An 18,976-nucleotide genomic window follows, 5' to 3' on the forward strand; every position below is an offset into this window, starting at 1 on the left:
GAAATTCGGGACAATCACGCCCATGACCGAACCTTCCACCCGGCCCCCGCTCCCCGACCACCTCTCCGTCGACCCCCGCAGCCCGCACCACGACGCCGCGGTCTGCGAGTTCGACATCGGCATCCGCTTCAACGGCAAGGAGCGGCACGACGTCGAGGAGTACTGCATCAGCGAAGGCTGGATCCGCGTGCCCGCTGGCAAGACGCTGGACCGCAAGGGCAAGCCCCTGCTGATCAAGCTCAAGGGCCAGGTCGAAGCGTTCTACAACGAGGAAGAGGGCAGCGCCGGGGCCTAGGCGGCCAGCGTGCGCCAGAACAGGCGCGTCGCTTCCAGTCCCGCGGGCGTCCAGTGCTGCGCCGGCGACATGGCCCGCACCAGCAGCGTGCTGCGCTCCGCATCGTCGGCCCGCGCCAGCTGCTCGCGGAAGAGGGCGAGGTCCGGGTCGAGCGTGTCGGTGGCGTCGTCGGCAAGCGGCCGCGCGTTGCGCACCAGGGCGCGGAAGGTGGCGCGCCGCTTGGGCGGCCCCGACGGCGCGGCCTCGGTGTAGGCGCGGCCGTCGGCGCTGGCCGCCCCGCGGATCCAGTCGTGCAGCACCTGCAGCTCGTAGCTGGAGAAGACGCCGAACATCTCGGCGCGGTCCCCCTGCAGCAGCGACCAGAAGCGGCTGTTCTCCACCGGCTCGCCGAAGCGGATCCACCCGGCCTGCTGCAGCGCCTGCACGAAAGCCCCGATCTCCCGCGGGTCGCGCAGCCAGTCGTTGACGCTGCGGCCGGCCACGCGGCAGTAGTCGGAGTGGGCGCCGCCGCCCGCCTTCGACTTCTGGCCCAGGATGCGCAGCGCCTCCTGGCCGACATGGAAGCTCTCGACGACGTCGGCCGTGCCCAGGCCGGCATCCGCCAGCTTGCAGCCCGCCTGCACGCGGCGCCAGAAGGCGCCGCCGTCGTCCATCTTCGGCAGCATGTCCAGCACGGCCTGGCAGGCCCGTCGTGCATGGCCGGTGTCGGAGTTGTCGACCGTCACGTGCAGCGTGAAGTAGTAGGGATCGATGCCGAGTTCGTTGAGTTCGTACGCGGTCACCAGCAGGTGCAGCGGCAGCTGCTCATAGGAGAGGTTGAATCCCACCACTTCGGGCAGGAAGGCCTCGGCGTTCCAGCCGAGTGCGAGCTGGATCAGCCCCTGCTCGTAGAGCGCATCGGGCAGGTCGTCGAGCGGGTCGAGCGCGTAGCGCGCGAGCAGGTTGCGGTACAGCACCACATGGTTCTTGTCCGCGGCGCCCTCGCCGAGCTCCTCGACGTACGTGCGGACCAGGTCCGAGGCGCGGGCGCTGCGCCAGTGCGGCAGCAGGCCGTAGAGCCAGGCGCCGTCGACCAGCTTCGTCGGCGCGACCGAGCGCAGCACGTACAGGGCGTGGGCACGGTTGCTGAAGAAGCGGCGCGGCCCGCCGGCCTTGCGCTCCTCGAGGTAGCGCGCATAGTTCTCGTGCACACGGCGCGCATTGCCTTCCATCCATGCGAGCAGGTCCTCGGGGGAAGCGGGAAGGCCGGAGTCCATGCCCTCCAGCTCGGCGAGCTTCGCCCGCAGGAACCCTGCCGCCGCTTCACGTTGTGCCGGGTCGGGTTCGCGGTCGGCCAGCGCGTGGTACTGCGACTTGAATGTTGCGGGCCGTTCGCCGCTTGGTGCCGACTGCAGCTGGCGCCATTCTTGTTGTCCGATGTGCATCGCACCAGTGTGGGTGTCGCATGACAGGGGCGCTATCGGGGCGGCGCGCGCCGCGCCGTGGTCGGGTTCCTACGCCATTGCAGGATGAAGGTGCACCTTCATCGGATGGTCGTGCCTCTGCACCACCAGCGCCACGGCGGCGATGCGGTCGGCATCGGCGTAGGACGGTTCGTCCAGCTCATCGCCGAACACGTCCGGGTCGAGCTCCTTGTAGCTCCACGGGTGGCCGCCGGCCTCGAGGTGCGGGCGCAGCGACTCGAGCAGCGGGTCGCGGCCGTCCACCATCACGGCGCCGGTGTAGAGCACCAGGCGTCCTTCGGGTGCCAGGCGCTCGATGCCTTCGCGCACGATGCGCGCCGACAGCGCTTCGCCCCAGCGGCCGCCGCCGTGGCGGTACAGCCGCTGCTGCCCGTCGTTGAGGTAGGGCGGGTTGGCGACGATCAGGTCGAACTGGCCGTCGAGCGCACGGAACAGGTCGCCCTGCGCCAGCTCGGCATGGCCGCAGTTCGCGTGCGCGGCGTTGGCCGCCGCGAAGGCGAGGGCGCGGCGGTTGATGTCGGTGAGCGCCAGGGTGGGGCCCGCGACCGCAGCTGCGATCGCCGCGAGGATGCCGCCGGGGCCGGCGCCGCAGCCGACGTCGAGGATGCGGCTCCCGGGCGGCAGGGGCTGCCGGCGCAGTTCCTGTTCGATGAGGTCGACGAAGCGGTACGTGTCGGGGCCGAAGAACACCGCGTCTTCTTCCAGCGTGGGGAAGGCGGAATGCGCGAAGAGGTGGCCGCGCAGCGTGGAGAACCGCACCGCGCTGCGCAGCAGGCCGCTCTCGCCGGGTACCAGCAGTCCGGCGGCCCGCAGCGGCTCGGTCGCGGCCTCCGGCAGCAGCGATGCGGGGAACGGCCGGCTCCAGCCGAACACGTCGCGCAGGCTGCGGGCCACCGCGTTCCCCGGCCGCGCGTTCACGCGCGCGTGCGTCGCCGGCGTGACGGTGGTGAAGCCGTAGCCCTCGCCCTGCAGCCAGCCGGCCAGGCGCAGCAGGGACGAGGTGAGCAGGAGTTCGGGAGCCGCCGGTGCGTTCATCGCCGCAACGATGCCGGTGCAGGCGGCACGGCCTTGTAGGCCGCGGGCGCGTCCGCGCGGCAGAGCCAGGCGCCCCCGCGGCTCAGCCGGTGTTGCGCAGGCCCGCGGCGATCCCGTTGATCGACAGGTGGATGCCGCGGCGGGCGCGTTCGTCGGCCTGCCCTTCGCGCCAGCGCCGCACCAGCTCGACCTGCAGGTGGTGCAGCGGGTCGATGTAGGGGAAGCGGTGGCGGATCGAGCGCGCGAGCGCCGCATTGCCGGCCAGGCGCTGCTTCTCGCCCGTGATGAGGTTCAGGGCGACGACCGTGCGCTGCCACTCGGCCTCGATCGCGCCGAAGATGCGCTTGCGCAGCCGCGCGTCCGGCACCAGGCCCGAGTAGCGTGAACCCAGCGCGAGGTCGCTCTTGGCCAGCACCATGTCGATGTTCGACAGCAGCGCCCGGAAGAACGGCCACTGCCGGTACATCTTCTGCAGCAGCGCGGCCTGTTCCTTGCGGTCGCCGGCCGCCAGGAAGGCCTCCACCGCGGAGCCGAAGCCGAACCAGCCGTTGAGCGTGACGCGGCTCTGGCCCCAGCTGAAGCTCCACGGCACGGCGCGCAGGTCTTCGAGCTTCTGCAGCGCCTTGCGCGAGGCCGGCCGCGAGCTGATGTTCAGCTCCGCGATCTCGCGGATCGGCGTGGCGCTGAAGAAATAGTCGGCGAAGCCCGGGGTGTCGTACACCAGCCCGCGGTACGCCTTCATGCTCGCCTGCGACAGCGTTTCCGCCGCCTGGAGGAAGGCTTTCGAAGCCGGCTTGGTCGGCTGGAGCAAGGTGGCTTCCAGCGTTGCCGCGACCAGCGTCTCCAGGTTGCGCCGGCCGATCTCCGGGTTGGCGTACTTGGAGGCGATCACCTCGCCCTGCTCGGTCAGGCGGATCTGTCCGCGCACCGTGCCGGGCGGCTGCGCCAGGATCGCCTGGTAGCTGGGGCCGCCGCCGCGCCCGACAGTGCCGCCGCGGCCGTGGAACAGCCGCAGCTGGATGTCGTGCGCGTTCGCCAGCCGGTCGAACAGGTCCACCAGCGCGATCTCGGCGCGGTACAGCTCCCAGTTGCTGGTGAAGATGCCGCCGTCCTTGTTGCTGTCGCTGTAGCCCAGCATGATGTCCTGCTCGGCGCCGGAACGCTGCACCATGCGCGCGATGCCCGGCAGCGCATAGAAGTCGCGCATGATCGCCGCGGCGTTGCGCAGGTCGGCGATGGTTTCGAACAGCGGCACCACGATCAGGTCGCAGCGGGCATGGTCGTCCAGCGTGCCGTGCAGCAGGCCGACCTCCTTCTGCAGCACCATCACCTCCAGCAGGTCGCTGACCGCTTCGGTGTGGCTGATGATGTAGTGCCGGATCGCCGCGCCCCCGTAGCGGCGCACCATGCGCTGGGCCGTCTCGAAGATCGCCAGTTCCTTGCGCGCGAGTTCGCCGTAGTCCGCATCCAGCACGCGCAGCGGCCGCGCGTCGTTCAGCAGCTGCAGCAGCACCTGCTGCTTGCCCGCTTCGTCCAGCGCGCGGTAGTCCTTCGTGATGCGCGCCGCGGCGAGCAGTTCGGCCACGACCTCCTCGTGCTGCTCGGAGTTCTGCCGCAGGTCCACGGTGGCGAGGTGGAAGCCGAACACCTCCACCGCGCGGATCAGGGGCCGCAGGCGCTGCTGCACGATCGCGGCGCCGTGGTGGGCGAGCAGCGAGTCGCGGATGGTGCGCAGGTCGGCCAGCAGGTCCTCCGCGCGCAGGTACGGGTTCTGCGGCGGCACCGCGTGGCGCGCCGCCTCGCCGCCGGTGAACTCGCGCAACGTGGCGGCCAGGCGCGCGTACATGCCGGTGACGGCGCGCCGGTACGGTTCGTCCATGCGGTGCTCGTTCACGTCGGGCGACCGCTCCGCGAGGGCCTGCATTTCCGGCGTCACCTGCACCAGCATGGCCGACAGCGACAGCTCGCTGCCCAGCCAGAACAGCTCGGTGAGGTAGTGGCGCAGGGCCACTTCGCACTGCCGCCGCAGCGCGTACTCCAGGGTCTCGGCGCTCACGTTCGGGTTGCCGTCGCGGTCGCCGCCGATCCACTGGCCCATGCGCAGGAAGCTCGCCACCGGCTGGTTGCCCAGTTCCTGCTCCAGCTGGCCATAGAGCTTCGGGATCTCGCGCAGGAACGTGGCTTCGTAGTAACTGAGGGCGGTCTCGATCTCGTCGGCGACGGTCAGCCTGGTGAAGCGCAGCAGGCGCGTCTGCCACAGCTGCGCCACGCGCGCGCGCATCTGCGCTTCGTTGGCGGCGAGTTCGCGCGGCGCCAGCGCGTCGCGCGGCTGGGCCCGCGCGCGGATCTCGTCCCGCTCGGTGAGCAGCCGCGCGAGGTCGCGTTCGGCGTCGAGGATGCTCTTGCGCTGCACTTCGGTCGGGTGGGCCGTGAGCACCGGCGAGAGATAGCTGTGCGCCAGGGTCTGCGCCACGGTCTTCGCGTGGATGCCGCCCCAGCGCAGGCGCGCCAGCGCCACCTCGATGCTGCCCTCCTGCGTGTCGCCGGCACGTTCGTGCACCTGCCGCCGCCGGATGTGGTGGCGGTCCTCGGCCAGGTTGGCCAGGTGGCTGAAGTAGGTGAAGGCGCGGATCACGCGCACCGCCTGGTCGCCGGTGAGGGACTTGAGCAGGCCTTTCAGCGCGCGGTCCGCCTCGTGGTCGGCATCGCGGCGGAAGGCGACCGATAGCTTGCGGATGCGTTCGACCAGTTCGAAGGTGTCGACGCCTTCCTGCTCGCGGATCACGTCGCCCAGGATGCGGCCCAGAAGGCGGATGTCCTCGAGCAGCGGGCGTTCGTTGTCCTTGGCACGCCGGACGGGCGGCTGCTCGGTGGGCGGCATGCGGAAGCTTCCGGTGGGGAGATGCCGGGGATGCTAGCATCGACTTTCCCCATGGAAGACAAGCAGGTCACGACGTGAGCCAGTTCACCATCGCCACGCGCGAAAGCCGGCTCGCCCTCTGGCAGGCCGAGCACGTGAAGGCGCTGCTGGAGCAGCGCGGCCACCGAGTGGCCTTGCTGGGCATGACGACCCAGGGCGACCAGATCCTCGACAGGTCGCTGAGCAAGGTGGGCGGCAAGGGCCTGTTCGTGAAGGAACTGGAAGTCGCGCTCGAGGAAGGCCGCGCCGACCTCGCCGTGCACTCCCTCAAGGACGTGCCGATGGAACTGCCGGAAGGCTTCCACCTGGCCTGCGTGATGGAGCGCGAGGACCCGCGCGACGCCTTCGTCTCCAACCGCTACGAGAACCTGGCCGCCCTGCCGCAGGGTGCGGTGGTCGGGACGTCCAGCCTGCGCCGGCTCGTGCTGCTGCGGGCGCTGCGCCCGGACCTGCGGATCGAACCCTTGCGCGGCAACCTCGACACCCGCCTGCGCAAGCTCGATGACGGGCAGTACGACGGCATCGTGCTCGCGAGCGCCGGGCTCAAGCGGCTCGGGCTGGCGTCCCGCATCCGCCAGGTGTTCGAGCCGGCCGAGATGTTGCCCGCGGCGGGGCAGGGTGCGCTGGGCATCGAAGTGCGCGGCGCGCGCGCGGATGTCGCCGCGGCCCTCGCGCCCCTGTCGCACCAGTCCACCTGGCTGTGCGTCGCCGCCGAACGCGCGGTGAGCCGCGCGATGGGCGGCAGCTGCTCCATGCCGCTGGCGGCGCATGCGCACTTCGACGGCGAGTACCTGCAGCTGTCCGCCGCCTGGGGCGATCCCGAGCGCCCCGGCACGCTGGTGCGCGTGCGGTCCGCGGAAGTGGTGGCCGACCTGGCCGAGGCCAACGCGGTCGGCGAACACGTGGCGGCGCGCCTGCGGGCGGGCGGCGCCGGCTGAGCGCCGGCATGGCCGTGGTCCTCACCCGGCCGCTACAGGAGGCGCGGCGCTGGGCCGAACGCTTGCGTGAACACGGCGTGGACGCCGTCCTCCTGCCCCTGATCGACATCGCGCCGGCGCCCGACCTGCCGGCCTTGCGCCAGGCCGCCGAACAGGTGGACCGGTACGCCGCCGTGATGTTCGTGAGCGCGAACGCCGTGCACGGCTTCCTCGCCGCCGGCGCGCGCCCGCAGCGCACGCGCTGCTGGGCACCGGGACCCGCGACCCGCGACGCGCTGCTGGCCGCCGGGCTGCCCGCGCAACGCATCGACGCGCCTGCCGCCGACGCGGAGCAGTTCGATTCGGAAAGCCTCTGGCAGCAGGTGCGGGACCAGCTGCGGGCCGGCGACCGCCTCCTGCTGGTGCGCGGGGGCGATGCGCAGGGGCGGCCGCAAGGGCGCGACTGGATCGTGCAGCAGCTCGCCGCCCGGGGCGTGGCGGTCGAGACGGTGGTGGCCTACGTCCGGCGGTCCCCGACCTGGTCCGAAGCGGAACGTTCCGTCGCCCGGCGCGCGGCCGGCGATGGCACGTGGTGGCTGTTCAGCAGTTCCGAGGGCGCCGCCCACCTGGCGCAGTTGCTGCCGGGGCAGGACTGGTCCGGCGCCCGCGCCGTGGCCACCCACCCACGGATTGCCCAAACCGTGCAGTCGCTCGGCTTCGGCGAGGTCCGGACCGCCCGCCCCGGACTGCCGGACGTGCTCGCGTCGATAGAATCGGCGCGATGAGTTCCCAGCCCCCACCGCCAACGCCCGAGCTCGCGCCGGCGCTGCCGGCGGCGGCGCCGCTGCCCGCCAGCGTCGAAACCCCGGTGCGCGCGGCCACCGTCTCGCGGGCCACCCTGCTGGTGCTGGGCCTGCTGGCCAGCGCCGCGCTCCTGTCCAGCCTGATGCTGTGGCAGCGCCTGTCCACCATCCAGGAGCAGCTGGCGCGGCAGAGCGCCGACACGGGTGCCAACGCGATCGAAGCGCGGGCGCTGGCGCGGCAGGCGCAGGACATCGCACGGGATGCCGTCGCGCGGCAGGCGGTGCTGGAAGCGCGCCTGTCCGAGGTGGCGCTGCAGCGCACGCAGCTGGAAGACCTGATGCAGAGCCTCTCGCGCACCCGCGACGAGAACCTGGTGGTGGAGATCGAATCGGCGCTGCGGCTGGCGCAGCAGCAAGCCCAGCTGACCGGCAGTTCCGAGCCGCTGCTGGCCGCGCTGCGCACCGCCGACCACCGCCTGTCGCGCGCCGCGCTGCCGCGCCTGGCCCGGGTGCGCACCGCGATCACGCGCGACATCGACCGCATCCGCTCCGCGGCCGTGACGGACGTCCCGAGCCTGCTGGCCCGGCTGGACGAAGTGGTGAGGCAGGTCGACGAACTGCCCCTGGCCAATGCCGTGCCCTTGCGCACCCAGGCGCCGGCGGCCCGTCCGGCGCCGGCGACGCCGGTGTCTCCCGCCCGCATGTGGTGGGAAAGCTGGCGTGATGCCGTCACCGGGGAACTGCGGGCACTGGTGCGCGTGAGCCGCATCGAGGAGCCCGATGCCGTGCTCGTCGTGCCCGAGCAGGCCTTCTTCCTGCGCGAGAACCTCAAGCTGAAGCTGCTGAACGCGCGCCTGTCGCTGCTGGCGCGGCAGAACGAATCCGCCAGGGCCGACGTCGCGGGGGCGTCTGCGGCCGTGCAAAAGTACTTCGACATGGGCTCGCGGCGCACGCAGGGCGTGCTGCAGCAGCTGCAACAGGTGCAGACGCAGGTGCGCGCCGCCGAACTGCCGCGCGTGGACGAGACGCTGGCGGTGCTGGCCACCGTCGCCGGCGGGAAGTAGGCGGCGATGCGGGGCGCGCTCTGGCTCCTGGTGCTGTTCGCCATCGCCGCGGCGGCGGCGCTGTTCGCCGGCAACAACCAGGGCTCGGTCGCCTTGTTCTGGCCGCCTTACCGCATCGACCTGTCGCTCAACCTGGTGCTGCTGCTCCTGGTGGGCGCCTTCCTCGTGGTGCACACCGCCATGGGCGCCATCACCGCGCTGCTCGACATGCCGCGGCAGGCGCTGCGCTGGCGCACGCAGCAGAAGGAGCGCGCGATGCACGGTGCGCTGCTCGACGCCCTGTCGCACCTGATCGCGGGGCGCTACATCCGCGCCCGCAAGTCCGCGCAGACGCTGCTCGACCAGGAGGCTTCGCTCACCGCTTCCGGGCAGAAGCCCGCCAACGCGGGCCAGCTGCGCGCCATCGCGCACCTGCTGGCGGCCGAATCGGCGCAGGCGCTGCAGGACCGGGCGGCGCGCGAGCGCCACCTGCAGAAGGCGCTGGACCAGGCCACGTCGGCCCGCGACGCCCAGGAGACGCGCGACGGTGCACTGCTGCGCGCGGCGCGCTGGTCGCTGGAGGACCGCGACCCCGAGGCCGCCATGCAATGGCTGCAGGGCCTGCCGCAGGGCGCCGGCCGCCGCACGGTGGCGCTGCGCACGCGGCTGCGCGCTTCGCGCCAGGCCGGGCGTCCGCTGGAGGCCCTGGAGACGGCGCGCCTGCTGGCCAAGCACCATGCCTTCTCCGACATCGCCGCCCGCGGGATCCTGCGCGGCCTCGCCATCGACCTCCTGAACGGCGCCTACGACGTCGCGCAATTGCAGCGTGCCTGGCTCGCGCTGGAGCCTCCGGAACGCGTGATGCCGGAAGTCGCCATCCATGCGGCGCAGCGGCTCACCTCGCTGCGCGGCGACCCGCGCCTGGCCCGCGACTGGCTGCTGCCGGTGTGGGAGAAGCAGGCCGAGCTCGGCGACTCGCTGCGCGTGAAGCTGGTGTGCGCGCTCGAGGAGGGGCTGGACTCCATCGACGGCGGCTGGCTGGCGCGCATCGAGGCGGCGCAGAAGGCGAATCCGCGCGATGCGACGCTGCAGTACCTGGCCGGCATGGCCTGCATGAAGCGGCAGCTGTGGGGCAAGGCCCAGCAGTTGCTGACGCAGGCGGCCTTGGGCCTGCAGGATGCCGCCCTGCACCGCAATGCGTGGCGGGCGCTGGCGGAACTGGCGGAACAGCGCGAGGACGCGCCCGCCGCGGCGCAGGCCTGGAAGCGGGCGGCCGGGGAATAACCGCTTCCTCCAATGAAAAAGCCCGGCTCTGCCGGGCTTTTTCGTTCGTTCAGTGGCCGTTCTGGAATCGCGCAGCGATTCCAGAGTGGATCGTCAGAACGGCAGCTGCAGGTTGCGCAGGTCGCGCTTGGTCTCCACCAGCACCAGCGGGCCTTCGTCCACGACCACCGCCGGCGGCCGCTCGCGCGGCACGTGCTGCGGGCGAGGCTCGGCGGCCATCGCGGCCTGGGCGGCGGCGATCTTCTCCGCGTCCGACAGCACCCACTGCAGGCCCGAGCCTTCGGCGACGTTCTTCAGGTCCTCGACGGGCAGCTGGAAGGCGCGCACGCGGGGCAGGGAAGTCCGGGCGGATTCCGCTTGCGCCGGAGCGGCGGCAGGGGCAGGGGCAGGGGCAGGGCGGGCCTCGCTGCGTGCGTGGTGCTCCTGCGGCAGCGGCGCGTGGCCGGCGAACACTTCCATCTCGGCGGGCGAGACCTCGGCGCCCGTCGCGACGTTCAGGTCGGCTGGCCGGTCGCCGCGCTCGCCCCGCTCGCGGCGGTCGCGTCCGTAGCGGTCGCGCGAACGACCGCGGTCACGCCGGCCATCGCCGTCGGTGCCTTCGGCCGGACGGCCCTCGTCGAAGTGCGTGTGCGACTCCATGACGGCATTGGCCATCGGCGGCTGCTGCGCGTCGGCCGACTCGGTGACGGCGCCGACGGAACCGGCGGCACCGGCCAGGGCCGTCGCTTCGGTTTCGGCGTCGGCCGGCAGGCCCTCGCGCGGCGCGCGTTCGCGCCGCTCGCCACGTTCTCCGCGTTCACGGCGACCCCCGCGCTCGCCGCGCGGCTGGCGCTCCTCGCGCTGCTCGGGTGCGCCGGCATCGGCGCCTTCCTGCGGCGCCGGCACGATGCCTTCCGGCATGTCGCCCCGGGCTTCGACGGCATCGCGGTTGCCTTCGCGCGCGGCGCGCTCGGCTTCGCGGCGCTGGCGCGCCTCGAAGCGCTCGCGGCTCTCGCGCGGCTCACGGTCGTCGCGGCCTTCGCGCGGCTCGCGGCCCTCGCGGTTCTCGCGCGGTTCACGCGGCTCCCGCACTTCCCGCGGCTCGCGGCCTTCACGTGCTTCGCGCTGCTCCCTCGGCTCGCGCGGCTCCCGCGCTTCCCGTGGCTCGCGCTGTTCGCGCGGCTCGCGGTTGTCGCGGCCTTCGCGCGGCTCGCGGCCCTCGCCACGGCTGCCGCGTTCGCCGCGTTCACCGCGCTCGCGCCGGCCTTCGCCTCGGCCGGCCTGGCCTTCGCCACGCGGTTGGCCCTGCGGCACGCCGGCCTCGGCGCCTTCGCCCGCGGCCACGCGCGGTTCGCGGCGCTCGTCACGCCGCCCTTCGCCGCCGCGGCCTTCACCGCCACGGCCACGGCCGCCGCGGTCGCCACGCTCGCCCCGGCCTTCGCCGCCGCGTCCGCGTCCGCCGCGGTCGCCACGCTCACCGCGGCCCTCGCCGCGGGCGCCGTCGCGGCGCTCTTCCTTCTTCGCCTGCACGGCGGGCGCCGGTGCAGCCACCGGCTCGGCCGCGGGGGCCAGGCCGAGCGCGCTCTTGAGCCACGAGAAGAAGCCCTTCTCGGCGGCCGCCGGCGCGGGTGCCGGCGCCGCGACCGGTGCCGGGGCGGCCACGGCCTTGGCCGCCACCGGTTCCTGCACCGGCGGCTTGGCCACGGGCATCGGGGCCGGCGCGTCGGGCAGCACGCCCTTGATCACCGGCTCCTGCTTGTTGGTGCGCTCGTGCGAGCGGCGCGTGACGGCGGTCGGGTCCTCGACCTCCTCCGCCATGTGGTAGCTGGCCTTGATGCTGTCGAGGCGCGGGTCGTCGTGCTTCAGGCGCTCGAGCCGGTAGTTCGGCGTCTCCAGCGTCTTGTTCGGGACCATCAGCACGTTGATGCGCTGCTTCAGCTCGATCTTGGCGATCTCGGGGCGCTTCTCGTTCAGCAGGAACGAGGCGACTTCCACCGGCACCTGGACGTGCACGGCGGCCGTGCTGTCCTTCATCGACTCTTCCTGGATGATCCGCAGGATCTGCAGGGCGGAGCTCTCGGTGTCGCGGATGTGGCCGTGGCCGCCGCAACGCGGGCAGGGGATCGACGCGCCTTCGGACAGGGCCGGGCGCAGGCGCTGGCGGCTCATTTCCATCAGGCCGAACTTGCTGATGGAGCCGAACTGCACGCGGGCGCGGTCCTGCCGCAGCGCGTCGCGCAGGCGGTTCTCCACTTCGCGGCGGTTCTTCGACTCCTCCATGTCGATGAAGTCGATGACGATCAGGCCGCCGAGGTCGCGCAGGCGCATCTGGCGCGCCACTTCGTCGGCGGCTTCCAGGTTGGTGCGGGTCGCGGTTTCCTCGATGTCGCCACCCTTGATGGCGCGCGCGGAGTTGACGTCGATCGAGACCAGCGCCTCGGTGTGGTCGATCACGACCACGCCGCCGGAAGGCAGCTTGACCTCGCGGGCGTAGGCGGACTCGATCTGGTGTTCGATCTGGAAGCGGCTGAACAGCGGCGCGTCGTCGCGGTAGCGCTTCACGCGGGCGGCATGCTCGGGCATGACGTGCGCCATGAACTGGTGCGCCTGCTCGTAGATGTCGTCCGTGTCGATCAGGATGTCGCCGATGTCGTGGTTGAAGTAGTCACGGATGGCGCGGATGACGAGGCTGGACTCCTGGTAGATCAGGAAGGCGCCCTTGCCGCCCTTGGACGCGCCCTCGATGGCGGTCCACAGCTTCAGCAGGTAGTTCAGGTCCCACTGCAGTTCCGGCGCGCTGCGGCCGATGCCGGCGGTGCGCGCGATGATGGACATGCCGTTCGGGTACTCCAGCTGGTCCATGTTCTCCTTGAGCTCGGCCCGGTCGTCGCCCTCGATGCGCCGGCTGACGCCGCCGCCGCGGGGGTTGTTGGGCATGAGCACCACGTACCGGCCGGCCAGCGAGATGAAGGTGGTGAGCGCCGCGCCCTTGTTGCCGCGCTCTTCCTTCTCCACCTGCACCAGCAGTTCCTGGCCTTCGCGGATCGCCTCGTTGATGCGCGCCTGCGAGACCGAGACGCCCTGGGCGAAGTACTGCTTGGAGATTTCCTTGAACGGCAGGAAGCCGTGGCGGTCCTCGCCGTAGTCGACGAAGCACGCCTCGAGCGATGGCTCGACGCGGGTGACGACCGCCTTGTAGATGTTGCCTTTGCGCTGTTCGCGCCCTTCGATCTCGATCTCGTAGTCGAGGAGCTTCTGTCCATCGACGATCGCCAGCCGGCGTTCTTCCGCCTGCGTGGCGTTGATCAGCATCCGCTTCATCGCGTGTGTCCTTCAAACTTCCAACGCGCCCCCAGGGGGCGCGAACTCGATGCCGGACAGGCGCTTCGAAACGGAATGGAATTGCCGGAGTGCGACGCGGCCTGCCGAGCTAGCTCAGCAACCGTGGCAAGGGCACAGGGATGGGGGCGAGGGGACGACGGCGCTGCACCGCAGGGGCTGCGGAGGGGTTGACGCCGACGAGGGGCCAGGGTGCCTGCATGGCGGGCGCCGGCAGGAGCCAGCGCCAGAAAGCCAGGAGGAGAACCATCAGCACCGCGTTGTCTCGCTTTGATCCGTCCACGAGCCGGAGGGCTTGCGGACTTGTATTCCGTATCAGTGTTTCGAAGAGCCGGACCGTGCGGCAGTCGCGTGCGCCATGGCGGGCTGTGGCCCGGGATCTGCGCGGCGCGGTGCCGGTGGCATCGACCTGCCAGTCGCCTTCAGTGGGGTGCGTGGACTAAACTGCCAGCCAAATCAACCACTTACAGCGTAACTCTGGTGAAACTGATTATAGGGGGCGGACCGCCTCCTGCAAGCGCCGGGGTCAGGTTCCTGACCGTGGGGGAGGAATCGGCAGGTCAGCGGCTGGACAATTTCCTCATCCGCACGCTCAAGGGCGTGCCGAAGACCCACGTCTACCGGATCATCCGCTCCGGCGAAGTGCGGGTGAACAAGGGGCGGGCGGCGGCGGATGACCGGGTGGCGGCAGGCGACGTCGTGCGGCTGCCGCCGGTGCGCGTCGCCGAGACGGCGGCGGACGCCCGGCCGGCGCCGGCCCGCGAATTCCCCGTCCTGTTCGAGGACGAACACCTGCTGGCCATCGACAAGCCGGCCGGGACCGCGGTGCACGGGGGCAGCGGGGTGAGCTTCGGCGTCATCGAACAGCTGCGCCAGGCGCGGCCGGACGCGAAGCTGCTCGAACTGGTGCACCGGCTGGACCGGGAAACCTCCGGGATCCTGCTGGTGGCCAAGAAGCGGTCGGCGCTCACGAAGCTGCAGGACCAGTTCCGCGACCGCGAGACCGGCAAGACCTACCTGGCGCTCGTCACCGGGGCCTGGCCGGCGAAGCTGAAGGTGATCGACCAGCCGCTGCACAAGTACCTGCAGGCCGACGGCGAACGCCGGGTGAAGGTGGTGGCGAAGGACGACCCGGACGGGATGCGGTCCATCACCCTGGTGAAGGTGCAGGAGCGGCTGCCGCTCCTGCACCTTCCGGGGGAGGGCCGGGGCGGGGGCGGCAGCGAGGCGAGCCTGCTCGAAGTCACCATCAAGACCGGCCGCACCCACCAGATCCGCGTGCACCTCGCCGCGCAGGGCCACCCCATCGCCGGCGACGACAAGTACGGCGACTTCGAGATGAACAAGGCGCTGCAGAAGGCCGGCCTCAAGCGCATGTTCCTGCATGCGTGGAGGTTACAGTTCGACCACCCCGCCAGCGGCGAGCGCATCGCCCTGCAGGCCCCCCTTCCCCCCGAGCTGCAGAAATTCGTCGACCATGCCCGCCACGCGCCCGCGCCAGTACGACCTGATCGCCTTTGACTGGGACGGCACGCTGTTCGACTCGACGAAGATCATCGTGCGCTGCATCCAGCGCGCGGTCGCCGACGTCGGCGGGACGGTGCCCACCGACGACGCTGCCGCGTACGTGATCGGCATGGGGCTGATGGAGGCGCTGGCCCATGCGGCGCCCGACGTGCCGCGGGAGAAATACGCCGAGCTCGGCGCGGCCTATCGCAAGTACTACATCGCCCACCACGAGGACCTGGTCCTCTTCGACGGCGTGCTCCCCATGCTGACCGACCTGCGCAAGCGGAACCACTGGCTGGCGGTCGCCACGGGCAAGTCGCGCCGCGGGCTCGACGAAGTCCTGCACAGCGTGCAGCTCAAGGGCGTGTTCGACGGTTCGCGCACCGCGGACGAGACGGCCGGGAAGCCGCATCCCCTGATGCTGCAGGAGCTGATGCGCGAGTTCGGCACGGAACCGGAGCGCACGCTGATGATCGGCGACACCACGCACGACCTGCAGATGGCCGTGAACGCCGGCTGCGCCAGCATCGGCGTGGGCTACGGCGCCCATGCCATCGACGGTTTCGAGGCGCTGGGGCCGCGTGCCGTCGTCCATTCCGTCCCCGAGCTCCACGCCTGGCTGCTGGAGCACGCATGAAAGGCCTGGCGGAGGACGCGGACCGCGTGCCGCTGTGCCATTCGGCCGACCTCGTCGACGGCGGCCTGGCGGTGCCGTTCGACGTGGTGTACGGCGGCCAGACCTGCCGCGCCTTCGCCATCCGCTACGAAGGTCGCGTGCTCGCCTACCTGAATCGCTGCACCCACGTGGCGATGGAAATGGACTGGCAGCCGAACCGCTTCTTCGACGACACCGGGCGCTGGCTGCTTTGCAGCACCCACGGCGCCGCCTACCGGCCGGACACCGGCGCCTGCGCGGGCGGCCCCTGCCGGGGCGGCCTGGTGGGCATCGAGCTCAGCGAGAGCGACGGGGTGGTGCACTGGCATACTGCCTGGAACCTGCAACCGATTGCCTTCTGACATGAACGAGAACGACCTGCCGCCGCCGCCGGCAAACCCGCCGGCGGCCCCCCCCGCCACCGGTCATGCCGCGCCGCGCGGCCTCACGCCCGGCTGGGAGCGCGAAACGCTGGAGAAGCTGCTGTTCGCCACGCTGGCGGAGCAGCGCGCGCAGCGCCGCTGGCGCATGTTCTCGCGGCTCACCTGGCTGGCGCTGTTCCTGTTCGTCATCTGGGCGCTGGGCTTCAAGGGCGGCGCGCCGGCCGCCGACAAGGCACTGGCCCACACGGCCGTCATCGAGATCGAAGGCGAGATCGGCCCCGACCAGGAGGCGAACGCCGAATTCATCATCGCGGCCGCCAAGGCGGCGTTCGAGGATGCGGGCGCGCAGGGCGTGGTGCTCCTGATCAACTCGCCGGGGGGCAGCCCGGTGCAGGCGGGCATCATCAGCGACGAACTGCGCCGGCTGAAGGCGCGCTACAAGAAGCCGCTGTACGCCGTGGTGGAGGAGTCCTGCGCCTCGGCCGCGTACTACATCGCGGCGTCGGCCGACAACATCTACGTCGACAAGGCCAGCATCGTCGGCAGCATCGGCGTGCTGATGGAAGGCTTCGGCTTCGTCGGGTTGATGGAGAAGCTGGGCGTGGAACGCCGGCTGCTCACCGCGGGCGAGAACAAGGGCTTCCTCGACCCGTTCAGCCCGCAGACGGAGACGCACCGCCTGCACGCGCAGCAGATGCTGGACCAGGTGCACAAGCAGTTCATCGACGTGGTCAAGACCGGCCGCGGCAAGCGCCTGAAGGCCGACATGCCGGAGCTGTTCAGCGGCCTGTTCTGGACCGGCCAGCAGGCGGTGGAACTGGGCCTGGCCGACCAGCTGGGCAATCTCGACTTCGTCGCCCGCGAGGTGGTGAAGGCCGAGGAACTGGTGGACTACACGCGCCGCGAGAACATCGGCGAGAAGCTGGTCAAGCGTTTCGGCGCGGCGATCGGCGAAGGCGCCATCAAGGCCCTCCGCGCGACGCAGCCGATGCGCTGAGCGTCAGGGGCCGATTGCGAACACGGCGGGCCGGCCACCGACCGGCGCCGGCCGCTGCTTCCAGTCCGCCACGCTGGCCGTGCGGCACTGCGCGTCGGGCAGGGTCAGTCCCGACGCGATCGCCACCCGCGTGGCTGGCTTCAGGCCCTGCAGCAGCGCCTGCCAGAGTGCCGCGTTGCGGTAAGGCGTTTCGATGAACATTTGCGTCTGGCCTGTCTTCACGGCGAGCGCTTCCAGTTCGCGCAGGCGCTGGGTGCGCGCCGCGGCGTCCTGCGGCAGGTAGCCGACGAAGGCGAAGCTCTGGCCGTTGAGGCCGCTGGCGGCGAGGGCCAGCAGCAGCGACACGGGCCCGACGAGGGGAACCACCTCCAGGCCGAGCTCGTGCGCGGCGCGAACGACGGATGCGCCCGGGTCGGCGACCGCGGGCATCCCGGCTTCGCTGATCAGCCCGACGTCATGGCCCTGCAGGGCCGCCTGCAGCAGGCCGCGCGCATCGAAGGCAGCGGGCCCGTGGTCGCCTTTCTTGTGCACCTCCCGCGGGAGTTCGGTGATCGCCTGCTGCTGCAGAGGCGCCGCCAGCGGCTGGACTTCGCCGACCCGCTTGAGGAAGGCGCGCGCCGACTTCGCGTTCTCGCAGATCCAGTGCGTCAGGCGGGCCGCGGCGGCGACCGTTCCGACCGGCAGCACGTCGCGCAGGTCGCCCTGCGGGTCGCAGCCGAAGTCGAGCGGCGTCGGGACGAGGTAGAGGCGTCCGTGCGGCATCAGAAGACGGGCAGCCCGGCCGCCCGCAGCATGCGGCAGGTGCGGATCAGCGGCAGGCCGACCAGCGCGGTGGGATCGTCGCTCTCGATGGCTTCGAGCAGCGCGATGCCGAGTCCTTCGCTCTTGGCGCTGCCGGCGCAGTCGTAGGGCTGCTCGGCGCGCAGGTAGGCCTCGATCTCCGCATCGTCCAGCGTCCGGAAGCGCACGCGCACCGGCGCCAGGTCGTGCTGCGCGAAGCCGCTGTCGAGGCACAGCACCGCCAGCGCGGTCTGGAAGATGACGGTGCGGCCGCTCATGCGGCGCAACTGCGAGACCGCGTTGGCGTGGTTGCCCGGCTTGCCGAGCGGCTCGCCGTCGAGGTCCGCCACCTGGTCCGACCCGATCACGACGGCGCCGGGATGCCGCGCCGCGACGGCGGCGGCCTTGGCCGCGGCGAGGCGGCGCGCGAGCTCCGCAGGCGCCTCGCCGGCGTGCGGCGTCTCGTCGACGTGCGGCGGCTCCACGGTGAAGGGCAGCCGCAGCCGGGAGAGCAGTTCGCGCCGGTACACGGAGGTGGACCCGAGCACCAGGGGGCGTGCCGCAGAGGCAGGACGGGGAGGCTGCATCCGCCGCATTCTCTTACACTGGCCGGATGGCCAAGGACCACGACCCGCACCGCCTGGACGTCCGCCGCTTCGCCGAGGAAGGCGCCGCGCTGGAATCCACCGACGCCCTGCGCGAATACCGCCGGCTGGTGGCCGAAACCGAAGGGGCCGACCTCGCGCGCAGCGTGCATTGGCAGGCGCGCGGCGAGATCCTCAACCCGCACCACCACCAGCCGCAGGTCTGGGTGCACCTCGAGGCCGACGCCTCGCTGCCGCTGGTGTGCCAGCGCTGCCTGGGCCCGGTGGACGTGCCGCTGGAGGTGAACCGTTCCTTCCGCTTCGTCGCCGACGAAGCCACGGCCGCCGCCGAGGATGACGCGACGGAGGAGGACCTGCTGGGGTTGTCGCGCAGTTTCGACCTGAAGGAACTGGTGGAAGACGAATTGCTGATGGAGGTGCCGGTGGCCCCGATGCACGGCACCTGCCCCGAGCCCGTGAAAATGTCCGCGGCCGACGCCGGCTTCGAGGAGGCCGTGGCCGAAAAGGTGCATCCGTTCGCGGTGCTGGGACGGCTCAAGACCGGCAAGTAGCGCGGGAGGCGGCTTGGGCTATAATCGTGGGCTTCGCGCCGCCAGGGCATGCTTCGCACATCGCGGGGAGCCGGCCAGAGCGCGCCTCGTCCAACCGTCCAACCCGCTGCCAGCCAGGGCCCCGTCCTGCGGCGCATTGAATCCAGGAGCCCGTCATGGCCGTCCAGCAAAACAAGAAGTCGCCTTCCAAGCGCGGCATGCACCGTTCGCACAACGCGCTGACCGTGCCGGGCATCGCGGTGGAGCCCACCACGGGCGAAACCCACCTGCGCCACCACATCAGCCCCACCGGCTTCTACCGTGGCCGCAAGGTGCTGAAGACCAAGAACGACGCCTGACCACCGGTCCAGGCAGGGGGCCCGGCTGCGCAAGGCAGGCCGGGCCTTTTTTCTTGCGCGCCCCGCACCTCTTCCGTTTG

General features: G+C 71.5%; 17 protein-coding genes. 11 read left to right on the forward strand and 6 right to left on the reverse strand.

Annotation, left to right across the window (positions count from 1 at the left end):
• Positions 1–22 precede the first annotated feature (22 nt).
• Entirely contained in the window at positions 23–295 is a 273-nt protein-coding gene (locus IM787_RS19270) for a DUF3297 family protein (protein WP_193678318.1), read from the forward strand.
• Here IM787_RS19270 and IM787_RS19275 read toward each other — a convergent pair.
• From IM787_RS19275 to ppc, 3 genes are all read right to left on the reverse strand, one after another.
• A complete protein-coding gene (locus tag IM787_RS19275) occupies positions 292–1,719 on the reverse strand; it encodes an iron-containing redox enzyme family protein (protein ID WP_193678319.1) in 1,428 nt (475 codons plus the stop codon). The two genes, IM787_RS19270 and IM787_RS19275, sit on opposite strands and share 4 nt — an antisense overlap.
• Before the next feature lie 69 nt (positions 1,720–1,788).
• A complete protein-coding gene (locus IM787_RS19280) occupies positions 1,789–2,793 on the reverse strand; it encodes a methyltransferase (RefSeq protein WP_193678320.1) in 1,005 nt (334 codons plus the stop codon).
• 82 nt (positions 2,794–2,875) lie between these two features.
• Positions 2,876–5,674, reverse strand: coding sequence for a phosphoenolpyruvate carboxylase (gene ppc, locus IM787_RS19285; RefSeq protein WP_193678321.1), 2,799 nt, complete (start codon positions 5,672–5,674; stop codon positions 2,876–2,878).
• A 74-nt stretch (positions 5,675–5,748) separates the two neighbouring features.
• On the opposite strand from ppc, the gene hemC reads away from it, so the two are divergent.
• Genes hemC through IM787_RS19305 form a run of 4 tightly spaced genes read left to right on the forward strand, consistent with a single transcriptional unit; the run spans position 5,749 to position 9,760 of the window.
• Positions 5,749–6,651, forward strand: coding sequence for a hydroxymethylbilane synthase (gene hemC / locus IM787_RS19290; protein WP_193678322.1), 903 nt, complete (start codon positions 5,749–5,751; stop codon positions 6,649–6,651).
• 8 nt (positions 6,652–6,659) lie between these two features.
• Complete coding sequence (locus IM787_RS19295) at positions 6,660–7,415, forward strand: uroporphyrinogen-III synthase (protein WP_193678323.1); 756 nt, start codon at positions 6,660–6,662, stop codon at positions 7,413–7,415.
• On the forward strand, positions 7,412–8,497 hold the full coding sequence (locus IM787_RS19300; protein WP_193678324.1) for a uroporphyrinogen-III C-methyltransferase: 1,086 nt from the start codon (positions 7,412–7,414) through the stop codon (positions 8,495–8,497). Before IM787_RS19295 ends, IM787_RS19300 begins: the two co-directional genes overlap by 4 nt.
• Before the next feature lie 6 nt (positions 8,498–8,503).
• Entirely contained in the window at positions 8,504–9,760 is a 1,257-nt protein-coding gene (locus IM787_RS19305; RefSeq protein ID WP_193678325.1) for a heme biosynthesis protein HemY, read from the forward strand.
• 93 nt (positions 9,761–9,853) lie between these two features.
• On the opposite strand, the gene IM787_RS19310 is transcribed toward IM787_RS19305, so the two are convergent.
• Entirely contained in the window at positions 9,854–13,060 is a 3,207-nt protein-coding gene (locus IM787_RS19310; RefSeq protein WP_193678326.1) for an Rne/Rng family ribonuclease, read from the reverse strand.
• Between the two features lie 498 nt (positions 13,061–13,558).
• Here IM787_RS19310 and IM787_RS19315 point away from each other — a divergent pair, with 498 nt between their 5' ends.
• Genes IM787_RS19315 through IM787_RS19330 form a run of 4 tightly spaced genes read left to right on the forward strand, consistent with a single transcriptional unit; the run spans position 13,559 to position 16,622 of the window.
• Complete coding sequence (locus tag IM787_RS19315) at positions 13,559–14,599, forward strand: RluA family pseudouridine synthase (RefSeq protein ID WP_193678327.1); 1,041 nt, start codon at positions 13,559–13,561, stop codon at positions 14,597–14,599.
• The gene (locus IM787_RS19320) at positions 14,556–15,224 is read left to right on the forward strand and encodes an HAD family hydrolase (RefSeq protein ID WP_193678328.1); all 669 of its coding nucleotides are present in this window, start codon (positions 14,556–14,558) and stop codon (positions 15,222–15,224) included. Before IM787_RS19315 ends, IM787_RS19320 begins: the two co-directional genes overlap by 44 nt.
• The gene (locus IM787_RS19325) at positions 15,221–15,604 is read left to right on the forward strand and encodes a Rieske (2Fe-2S) protein (protein WP_193678329.1); all 384 of its coding nucleotides are present in this window, start codon (positions 15,221–15,223) and stop codon (positions 15,602–15,604) included. Before IM787_RS19320 ends, IM787_RS19325 begins: the two co-directional genes overlap by 4 nt.
• Before the next feature lies 1 nt (position 15,605).
• On the forward strand, positions 15,606–16,622 hold the full coding sequence (locus tag IM787_RS19330) for a S49 family peptidase (protein ID WP_193678330.1): 1,017 nt from the start codon (positions 15,606–15,608) through the stop codon (positions 16,620–16,622).
• Between the two features lie 3 nt (positions 16,623–16,625).
• Here IM787_RS19330 and IM787_RS19335 read toward each other — a convergent pair whose 3' ends face one another.
• Both IM787_RS19335 and IM787_RS19340 read right to left on the reverse strand, forming a co-directional pair.
• Positions 16,626–17,384, reverse strand: a complete 759-nt coding sequence (locus IM787_RS19335) for an SAM-dependent methyltransferase (RefSeq protein WP_193678331.1) — start codon at positions 17,382–17,384, stop codon at positions 16,626–16,628.
• The gene (locus IM787_RS19340; RefSeq protein WP_193678332.1) at positions 17,384–17,989 is read right to left on the reverse strand and encodes a Maf family nucleotide pyrophosphatase; all 606 of its coding nucleotides are present in this window, start codon (positions 17,987–17,989) and stop codon (positions 17,384–17,386) included. The genes IM787_RS19335 and IM787_RS19340 overlap by 1 nt, the downstream gene beginning before the upstream one ends.
• 26 nt (positions 17,990–18,015) lie before the next feature.
• Here IM787_RS19340 and IM787_RS19345 point away from each other — a divergent pair, with 26 nt between their 5' ends.
• Together IM787_RS19345 and rpmF are read left to right on the forward strand one after the other, a co-directional pair.
• The gene (locus tag IM787_RS19345; protein ID WP_193678333.1) at positions 18,016–18,558 is read left to right on the forward strand and encodes a YceD family protein; all 543 of its coding nucleotides are present in this window, start codon (positions 18,016–18,018) and stop codon (positions 18,556–18,558) included.
• 155 nt (positions 18,559–18,713) lie between these two features.
• Positions 18,714–18,896, forward strand: a complete 183-nt coding sequence (rpmF, locus tag IM787_RS19350; RefSeq protein ID WP_027101192.1) for a 50S ribosomal protein L32 — start codon at positions 18,714–18,716, stop codon at positions 18,894–18,896.
• The last annotated feature ends 80 nt before the right edge of the window (positions 18,897–18,976 follow it).

The organism is Ramlibacter pallidus (genome assembly GCF_015070875.1).
In the GTDB taxonomy this organism is placed as follows: Bacteria; Pseudomonadota; Gammaproteobacteria; order Burkholderiales; family Burkholderiaceae_C; genus Ramlibacter; species Ramlibacter pallidus.